General features: G+C 67.2%; 2 protein-coding genes and 1 pseudogene. 1 reads left to right on the forward strand and 2 read right to left on the reverse strand.

Annotated elements, in window-relative coordinates:
• Window positions 1-116 precede the first annotated feature (116 nt).
• Together ACRDUX_RS09405 and ACRDUX_RS09410 are read right to left on the reverse strand one after the other, a co-directional pair.
• Complete coding sequence (locus ACRDUX_RS09405) at window positions 117-620, reverse strand: cupin domain-containing protein (protein WP_526413218.1); 504 nt, start codon at window positions 618-620, stop codon at window positions 117-119.
• Window positions 617-1711: a Gfo/Idh/MocA family protein gene (locus ACRDUX_RS09410; RefSeq protein WP_526413220.1), complete on the reverse strand. Its 1095-nt coding sequence runs from the start codon at window positions 1709-1711 to the stop codon at window positions 617-619. Before ACRDUX_RS09410 ends, ACRDUX_RS09405 begins: the two co-directional genes overlap by 4 nt.
• 157 nt (window positions 1712-1868) lie before the next feature.
• On the opposite strand from ACRDUX_RS09410, the pseudogene ACRDUX_RS09415 reads away from it, so the two are divergent.
• Window positions 1869-2124: pseudogene (locus ACRDUX_RS09415) on the forward strand (cytochrome P450); the annotation flags it as partial.

The raw sequence follows: 2124 nt of genomic DNA on the forward strand, positions 1-2124 counted from the left end.
GTACTGATCTACCCTCCGGGCGAATCGGCGCTCGCCTGAGCTGGCCGTGAGATTGCGATCGGGGTCATGGATTCGCGACATTCACAGCCCTCCACGCATTTTCGACGGAGGCTCCGCTAGGTCGACGGCTCCCACTGGGTGACCGACGACGTGAATGAGCCGCCCAGCTTGGCGAGGATCCAGGGCGGCAGGTGTTTTGGCATCGGTAGGGGCACCGGTCGGGCGCCGCGCTCGGCAAGCAGGGCATCGTATGCAGCGGTATCACCGTTGAACGGCTGACCCTCGCCAGCGATGAAGCCATAGAGTTCACACCCCTGCGGGCCGGCCTCCCACGGTCCGAACACGTCGCCCCACTCGAGCATGATGTGCGTGCCCGCGCGGGCTACGACGTCGCCGCAACGGATCTCACCGGCGAGGATGAAGTTGCTGTGATCGCCGGTGTGCCCGTGTTGCGAGGAGATGGCGCCCGGGTCCCACTTGTTCCAGAACGCGAAGTACCTGGGCGACAGTTCAATCCACTTCTCCCAGATCGATGCCGTCCGACCGTCTGCGAACTCGTAGCGCAGCATCTCCTCGGCCGGTACGTCGTCGAGATGCTTGATCGACGGTCCACCCCTCATGCTTGCACCGGCTCCCAGCCGCCGCCCTCGGACGAGCGGTGGGCGGCATCGATCACCGCGAGCGACAGCAGGCCGTCTTCGAAGGTGGCGGCGGCGCTCGGTGCATCGTCGAAGGCGGGCAGCCAGTCCTCGAGCATCAACGCCATCGCGCGACTCGCGTGCCCGGCCAACCCCTTGGGCAGGTCCTCCGGGTGCGCGGGCACGCGTTCGTCCACCGCGAGCGGGCTCAGCCCGTCATCGGTCGCCGCGCCGAGACTGTATGCCGCGGAACGCAGATCGCCGTCGCCGATGATGGTGCCGTCCGAGCCGAACAGCTCGAGGCGGTAGTGGTCGGCGTGCGCACCGATCACCGAGACACTCATGATCGCGGTCACGCCGGACTCCATCCGCATCAGCACCGCGGCGGTGTCGTCGGCGGTGATGGTCAGTGTCTCCCCGTCGGGCAACTCGCGGACCGGGTCGCTGGTACGCACCTCGGCGCATACCGAGACCGGTCGCCCCAGCACGCTGCAGAGGAAGTCGAGATCGTGCACGAGCATCCCCGCGAGGTAGCCGCCGCCCTGGTCGCGGTCGTACATCCAGCGTGCCTGCAGCGAGCGGCTCGGGTGCCAGTAGGACGCGCTCCGGCTAACGCGCGCGAGGTATTGCTTGCCGAGAAAGCCCGAGCGCACCCGCTCGGCGACCGCCAACCAGTCTGGGTTCCAACGATTCTCGAAGCAACAGGCGGTCGGTACGTTGGCCTCGGCGGCAGCCTGCACCATGTCGCGGGCCGCGTCGAGATCGCCGGCCAGTGGCTTCTCGCACAGCACGGGCTTACCCGCCGCCAGGGCAGCAAGGACCATGTCGCGGTGCAGCACGGTGGGCGTCGCGACCGAGATGACGTCGAGGTCGTCGCGGGTGACGAAGGTCTGCCAATCAGTCGAGGTCTCCTCGATGCCTAGCTTGCCCGCCACGCGCTCCAGCCGCTCGGGTGTACGCGCGCACAGCGCAACGGGTTCGAAGCCCGCCGCGGCGCGGAAACCGGGCACCTGAACGTGTGAACCCCACCCCACGCCGATGATGCCGACCCGTAGTGGCTTCCGCTCCGTCATGTGCTCTCCTCAGGTTCGTACCGTCGGCAACCCCGTCCGTTGGTGACACTAATGTTAGATAGGCGGCGCGTTCAAGGGTGAGAATTGGACGCATTGCCGAACTGCTGCAGTAACCCGACGTTGCCTATAAGTGACATGAGTGCCAGAATCGGATGCTGTGAGCACGACCGACACCGACGAGCAGCAGTTCGCACCGCTGATCGACCTGCAGTGGTGGCAGGAACGTCCAGCCGACCGGGCGGATCTCTACCGCCGCCTTCGCGACGCAGGCGGCCCGGTATTCGTCCGGACCAACCGGCCCGGCTCCCCGCGGGTACGCGGCTTCTGGGCGGTCGGTTCGCACCGCGACGTCGCCAACATCAGCCGCCGCCCCGAGGAGTTCGCCTCCGGACAGGGCACCCAGATCTTCGACC

This window comes from Mycobacterium sp. (assembly GCF_050701675.1).
Taxonomy (GTDB): Bacteria; Actinomycetota; Actinomycetes; order Mycobacteriales; family Mycobacteriaceae; genus Mycobacterium.

Excerpts from the sequence above, each read along its gene's own strand:
- ACRDUX_RS09410 (WP_526413220.1), bottom strand. The coding sequence starts at position 1,711 with ATGACGGAGCGGAAGCCACTACGGGTCGGCATCATCGGCGTGGGGTGG.
- ACRDUX_RS09405 (WP_526413218.1), bottom strand. The coding sequence starts at position 620 with ATGAGGGGTGGACCGTCGATCAAGCATCTCGACGACGTACCGGCCGAG.